Origin of the sequence: Pseudomonas sp. NPDC087817, from assembly GCF_044742875.1 — a bacterium.
GTDB lineage: Bacteria > Pseudomonadota > Gammaproteobacteria > Pseudomonadales > Pseudomonadaceae > Aquipseudomonas.
This window is the reverse complement of record NZ_JBIUVJ010000121.1, coordinates 1-6,709: the sequence shown is the minus strand read 5'-3', so window position 1 is coordinate 6,709 and position 6,709 is coordinate 1. Positions and strand designations below refer to the sequence as shown.

General features: G+C 59.4%; 4 protein-coding genes and 1 tRNA gene. 1 reads left to right on the top strand and 4 read right to left on the bottom strand.

Translation table 11 applies throughout. The features are described from left to right. Together mprF and ACIONG_RS29540 are read right to left on the bottom strand one after the other, a co-directional pair. Positions 1-2,502, bottom strand: a 2,502-nt coding sequence (gene mprF / locus ACIONG_RS29545) for a bifunctional lysylphosphatidylglycerol flippase/synthetase MprF (protein WP_401304482.1), incomplete at its 3' end; no start/stop codon positions are given. Positions 2,503-2,781: 279 nt separating this feature from the next. Next, positions 2,782-2,858 (bottom strand) — tRNA-Met (locus ACIONG_RS29540). Between the two features lie 281 nt (positions 2,859-3,139). On the opposite strand from ACIONG_RS29540, the gene dinB reads away from it, so the two are divergent. Then, a complete protein-coding gene (gene dinB, locus ACIONG_RS29535) occupies positions 3,140-4,201 on the top strand; it encodes a DNA polymerase IV (protein WP_401304479.1) in 1,062 nt (353 codons plus the stop codon). A 127-nt stretch (positions 4,202-4,328) separates the two neighbouring features. Here the strand turns inward: dinB and ACIONG_RS29530 are convergent, their stop codons facing one another. Both ACIONG_RS29530 and ACIONG_RS29525 read right to left on the bottom strand, forming a co-directional pair. Then, a complete protein-coding gene (locus ACIONG_RS29530) occupies positions 4,329-5,282 on the bottom strand; it encodes a hypothetical protein (RefSeq protein ID WP_103306572.1) in 954 nt (317 codons plus the stop codon). Positions 5,283-5,299: 17 nt separating this feature from the next. After that, on the bottom strand, positions 5,300-6,709 hold a 1,410-nt coding region (locus ACIONG_RS29525), incomplete at its 5' end, for a proline--tRNA ligase (RefSeq protein WP_401304475.1).

Sequence of the window (6,709 nt, the reverse complement as noted above, 5' to 3'; positions counted from 1 at the left end):
CAAGCCTTGGTTGTTGTACAGGTGCTCACCTCGGCGGAAAACCATCGAGCCCAGACGCTGGGTCAGCGGTGCACCACGCCGGGGTTGCAACCCCGACAACGGCACCATGCCCAGGCTGAAGCGCGCGTATCCGTGACTCTTATAGTGTTGAATCAGGCCGACCATCATGAATTCCATGGTCAGCTTGGGGGCGTCCGGGTGCGCGCGCATCAGGTCGAGACTGGCCAGATCATGGCTATAAGTCTCGAGCAGGTTGGCGAACGCCACCGGGCGGCCTTCGAAGCGAATCACCGCAATGCGGAAATGCTTCAGGTAATCGTCGCTGAAACGGCCGAGGGAGAAGCCTTTCTCGCGCACGTTCTTGCCGGTCAGCCACGCATCGGAAATCACTTTCAGCTCGTCCATTGGCGCCTGGCCCGGCTCATGGATCTCCAGCGACAGACCGTCGCGGGTGCCACGGTTCCAGGTGTAACGCAGGTCCTTCATCTCTTTGCCCTTGGCTTCCAGGTCAAAGCGCTGCAGATCGACCCGGGCTTCTTCACCGAGTTTGATCGCGGTCAGGCCGATGTCCATGTAGTAGGGCAGGTTCTCCGCGCGCACTTGGTAGAACACAGGGCGAGCATGGTGGATGTCGCACAGGTCGCGGAACTGCCAGATCATTTCTGCGCGTTGCTGGCCAGGGCCGATCGGGTCGTACAGCGCAACAAGGCTGCGGCCCCGGCGCGCGTACATCAGGAACGCTTCGTCGTTCTGGTGAAACAGCAACGCCTTGTCACCGGTCAGCGCGAGGCCGCCGTCGGGTTGCGACGAGGCCATAAGGATTTTCGCGGCGCGATCGAGTTCATCAGGTGTCGGCAGATGGATCACCGGACGGGCAGTGCGCAGCAGCCAGGTCAGGGCGATCACCAGCAACAGCACAGCGGCGCCGAGCAGCGAACGCAGGCCACGCGGTGCGTCAGCATCAAGGGTGAACTGCCACCACAACTGATGGCTGTACGGCACGTCCTGATAAGCGAACAGCAGCAGCCACGTCGATGCACCGAGGACGCACAGGCTGGCCACCAGATATAGCGGCGAGAAGGGCAGTTCGGTCAGACGGCTCGGGCGATAGAACGAGCGACGGAACACACCGAGCAATGCAGCGGTGAGTGTCATCAGCGTGGCTTCTTCCCAGTCGAAGCCTTTGAGCAATGAGAGCAGGGCGCCAACCAGCAACAGAATGGTGGTGAGCATCCATGCCGCCGACAGGCGACGGCGCAGGCCCTGAGCCAGCATCAGGCACAACACGCCGATCAGGCTGGCGCCGAAGTGCGAAGCATCGACCAGACGATGCGGGATCAGGAAACCGATGTGCTCCAGGCGCGTGTCGATTTCAGGGGTGGCACCGGAAAACAGCAGGACCACGCCGGACAGGAACACCAGCACCGCCAGAATCGGTGCCGCCAGACCGGACGCCGCGCGCATGGTCTGAGTTTGAAACAAGCGCTGACCTTCATTGATCAGCAGCAGTACACAGGCCACCAGCAGCGGCAGTACTACGTAAATCAGGCGATACAACAACAACGCTGCAGCCAGTGGCGCGGCACCTAGTTTGTCGGCAAACGCGGCCAGCAGAATGGCTTCGAACACACCGACGCCACCCGGTACGTGGCTGAGCACACCGGCGGCCAGGGCCAGCAGGTACACCAGCAGGAACGCGCCAAATGGTGGCGCTTCGGGCAGCAATAGATAGAGAACGGTCGCGGCAGCGGCAACGTCGAGCGCGGTGATGACCAGTTGCAGGAAGGTCAGACGTCGGCCCGGCAGACGCAGGGTGCGACGGCCGGCCCGAACCAACAGGTTGTCGCGGTAAGGTTGTTCCGGCAGGCGTCGGCGATAGATGCCAATCGCCAGAATCGCGCCCAGTGCGAGCACTGCGCCGGCAACAGCGCCGAGCAGTCCTTCAGACAGCCCCAGCGCCTGAGAGGCGGCGGGCAGGTCGCTAAGGGTGGCGAGTGCGGCCAGCGGCGGCAGCGCACAGCCCAGCGACAGGCTGGCGAACAAGGTCATGTGCGCGACTTCGGAAGCGCCCACGCCCAAGCGTGCATATAAACGGTAGCGCACCGAACCGCCGGACAGCAGCGACAGGCCGATGGCGTTGCCGATCGCAAACGCGGTGAAGCCGCCGAGCGCCAGCATGCGCGGTGGCAGTGTCACACCGGCGTAGCGGCTGGCCGACCATTCATAGCCGAGCAGAATAATGAAGCCGACCACGGTTGCGCCGAAAGCGCCAAGCAGGGCGGGTTTCGGCACATCGAGAATCGAGTCGTGCAACGCATCGAGATCGAGTTCGACGAGCAAGTGGCGACAGGCAATCAGCGCTATGGTGAACAACAGCAATGTGACCCCCAGCCCGATGGGCTGACGGTATTTGCTCAATCGATCCAGCAAGCGCAAGCGCTCGGGTTTGATCGGATGTTCCGCTGTGACGGTGTCTTGTGGATCAGACGAGTTGGCGCGCATCAATCACCTCTTGGATTGTGCGCGACAGGATGGAGGTATCCAGCCAAGTTACCAATCCCTGTAGAAAAAAATAATCACAAAATACTACGCCTCTCACCGGGTATCGGCGAGGGCAGTTCCTGGATTGCAGAGGCCTTGCCTGCGACTCAAGCATAGTCGCAAGTCAGAACATCTGAAGATCCCAAGCGGTTCACTGCACAGTGACAGATCATTGTTGCGAAAGGACTTTTTCAACAGATACAAAAAAGGCCACTCTTTCGAGTAGCCTTTTTTGATGTTTGGTTGCGGGAGCCGGATTTGAACCGACGACCTTCGGGTTATGAGCCCGACGAGCTACCAGACTGCTCCATCCCGCGTCTGTGTGTCGGCATTCTACAGAGGATCGCCGGGGTGTCAACCTCCAATCTGGATAAAATCTGTTGAGGTTCAATCGGTTAGCGGTTTTTTAGGATGCTTGAGCAGAGCGCGGAGCAGGCGGGGCAAGGCTTTCAGCTCTATTGGCTATGCATTTTCGATTGAGAAAATAAATTCATCGGTCTTTTCCTACACAGGGAAAAGAACATTCGGCACTACTGGTGCTATATACAGTTGTCAGTGAGATACTGCCGATCCGGCTTGCCACGTTTCCTTTTCTGACATGACTCAGCGAAAAATCATCCACGTCGACTGTGACTGTTTCTACGCCGCCATCGAGATGCGTGATGACCCGCGTCTGGCAGGCAAGCCATTGGCGGTGGGCGGCTCGGCGGATCGGCGAGGGGTGATCGCCACCTGCAACTACGAGGCGCGAGCTTATGGTGTGCGTTCGGCGATGTCGTCGGGACACGCCCTCAAGCTGTGTCCGGATTTGACCATCGTCAAACCGCGCATGGACGCTTATCGTGAGGCCTCAAAGGAAATCCACACGATTTTCGCCGATTACACCGACTTGATTGAGCCGCTGTCGCTGGATGAAGCCTATCTGGACGTATCGGACAGCGCGCACTTCGGCGGTAGTGCCACACGGATCGCCCAGGACATTCGCCGCCGGGTCTCCAATCAATTGCACATCACTGTTTCTGCAGGCGTGGCGCCGAACAAGTTTCTGGCAAAGATCGCCAGCGACTGGAAAAAGCCCAACGGTTTGTTCGTGATCACCCCGGACCAGGTCGAGGATTTTGTCAGCGGCTTGCCGGTGAGCAAGCTGCACGGCGTCGGCAAGGTCACGGCCGACAAGCTGGGCAAACTGGGCATCGTTGACTGCATGCAATTGCGCGAGTGGGACAAGCTGGCGCTGGTGCGCGAATTTGGCAGTTTTGGCGAGCGACTCTGGAGTCTGGCCCGTGGGATTGATGATCGGCTGGTGCACAACGACAGTCGCCGTCAGTCGATCAGTGTGGAAAACACCTACGATGTCGACCTGCCGGATTTACGCAGTTGCCTGGACAAGTTGCCGGAGCTTCTGGAAACCCTGAAAACCCGTATGGCGCGGATCGACAGCAGTTATCGACCGGGCAAGCCATTCGTCAAAGTGAAGTTTCATGATTTTACCCAGACGACGCTGGAGCAGGCCGGGGCAGGGCGGGATTTGGGCAGTTATCAGTTGATGCTGACGCAGGCGTTCAATCGCGGTGGGAAACCGGTACGGCTGCTTGGGGTAGGGGTGAGGCTGGAGGATTTGCGCGGCGGGTTTGAGCAGATGGAGTTGTTTGAGCGGTAGTTTTGTTGCGAATTTTCGATTGCAATCGCGGGCAAGCCCGCTCCCACAGGGATGTTTGGTGTCCACACGATTTGTGTTTCACCATCTAGCACTGTGGGAGCGGGCTTGCCCGCGATGCTTTCAGCTTTTAGTTCGGTCCCGGATCAGCCACTAAACGTCCGGCATCCTTGGTCAAAGACTTGAGAAACTCAGTCTGCAACTCAGGATCGTTGCGTGTCAGTTCGATCAGGCTTTGTTCCAGTTCGCTGGCTTCTTCTTCCAGGCCCAGCTCGGACAGGCGTTTGACCCGGTGAACCCACTGGCTTACTTCGTCATCCTCCAGATCGTCGTAAATCAGCCCGTGCGCTTCCAGCAACTTGCCGCGCAAGTGGCTACTGATCAGCAGGGATGAGTCGGAATGCACGTCATCCTTGGCGTCTTCGACGCTGATCTGCAATTTGCCGACATGATTGAGGTCATTTTCGGCAAACGGACTGTCCAGCAGGTTCAGACGCAGCACACCATTACGATCGGTGGTCATGTCGAAGGTCTGCTTGCCGGCCTTGACCTGCACCGGACGCTCGCTCCATGGCAGGCTCGAATACTCCGTGCGCTTGTCGCGCTGGACTTCATCGATGCCGGCCAGGTTCTGTTGCGCACGACCATTGGACTGCACGTTCATGAACGGGTTGAGCCCGGCGAAACCGTAGCTCAGCCAGTCCTTGGTCACGCTGTCCGGCAAATTGCCGAGGGCGAAGACGTTGACCACGTTCGCGCCGACGCCGCCGACCACCGCCACCGCGCCCAGCGGAATCTCGTAGATTTCGCGCCAGGGTTGGTAAGGCGTATAGCGATCGTAACGACGAGTGACTTCGAACTCAGTGACTTCGAACGTCTTCTGCTCGTTGATCTTCACGCGTCGCTGCGGCAGCTCAAGCTCCTTAGGCTCACCGACATCAATCTGCAGGCTGTGATCGAGCAACTTTCGCTCGACCCGCTCTTCGTGCTCGCTGCGCTGTGACATGTGATTGGCACAGCCGCTGACCAGCAGGGCGCCACACAGGGTGGCGCCTCCGAGGCCTAAGGTGTTTCGCTTGAACATGACGTCTCTATCTGGTTTCAGCGGCGGATACGGGCCTGAAGGAAGGACAATACGTCAGCCACCGGCAGCGCTTGCGCCTCGCCTTCGGTACGGCTCTTGTATTCCAGGTTGCCTTCGGCGAGGCCGCGGTCGCTGACCACGATCCGGTGTGGAATGCCGATCAGCTCCATGTCCGCGAACTTGATGCCGGGGCTGGTTTTCTTGTCGCGATCGTCCAGCAGCACTTCGAAACCGGCCGCTGTCAGTTCGGCGTACAGCTTGTCGGTGGCTTCGCGAACCTGCTCGGTTTCATAACGCAGCGGTACCAGGGCGATCTGGAACGGCGCCAGGGTGTCGCTCCAGATGATGCCGTTGGCGTCGTTGTTCTGCTCGATGGCAGCCGCTACCACACGGGAAACGCCGATGCCGTAGCAACCCATTTCCAGGGTAACCGGCTTGCCGTTCTCGCCCAGCACTTCGCACTTCATCGCCTTGCTGTACTTGTTGCCCAGCTGGAAGATGTGCCCGACTTCGATGCCGCGCTTGATTTCCAGAGTGCCTTTGCCGTCCGGGCTTGGGTCGCCGGCCACGACATTGCGCAGGTCAGCCACGGTCGGAACCGGCAGGTCACGCTCCCAGTTCACACCGAAGTAATGCTTGTCGTCGATGTTCGCGCCGATACCGAAGTCGCTCATCAGCTCGACCGAGCGGTCGATGATGATCGGCAGCGGCAGGTTCAGCGGGCCGAGCGAACCGGCGCCGGCGCCGATGGCGTTGCGCAGTTCGGCATCGGAAGCCATGACCAGCGGGCTGGCCACGCCTGGCTGCTGGGCCGCTTTGATTTCGTTGAGTTCGTGGTCGCCACGGATGATCAGGGCAATCAGCTTGCCTTCTTCTTCCGCGTGCACGATCAGGGTCTTGATGGTCTTTTCAATCGGCAGATTGAATTTTTCCACCAGCGCCGCGATGGTCTTGGTATCTGGTGTATCAACCAGGCGCAACTCTTCGGCTGGTGCTGGACGCGAGGTTTCGCGAGGCACAGCTTCGGCCTTTTCGATGTTCGCCGCGTAGTCGGAGCCATTGCTGAAGACGATATCGTCTTCGCCGGACTCGGCCAGTACGTGGAATTCGTGCGAGCCTGCGCCACCGATCGAACCGTTGTCGGCTTCAACAGGGCGGAATTTCAGGCCCAGACGAGTAAACACGTTGCAGTACGCTTCGTGCATGCGGTCGTAAGTGACCTGCAGCGACGCCTGATCAGCGTGGAACGAGTACGCATCCTTCATGATGAATTCGCGGCCGCGCATCAAGCCGAAGCGTGGACGGATTTCGTCACGGAATTTGGTCTGGATCTGGTACAGGTTGATCGGCAGCTGCTTGTAGCTGCTCAACTCGTTGCGCATCAGATCGGTGATCACTTCTTCGTGGGTCGGGCCCGCGCAGAAGTC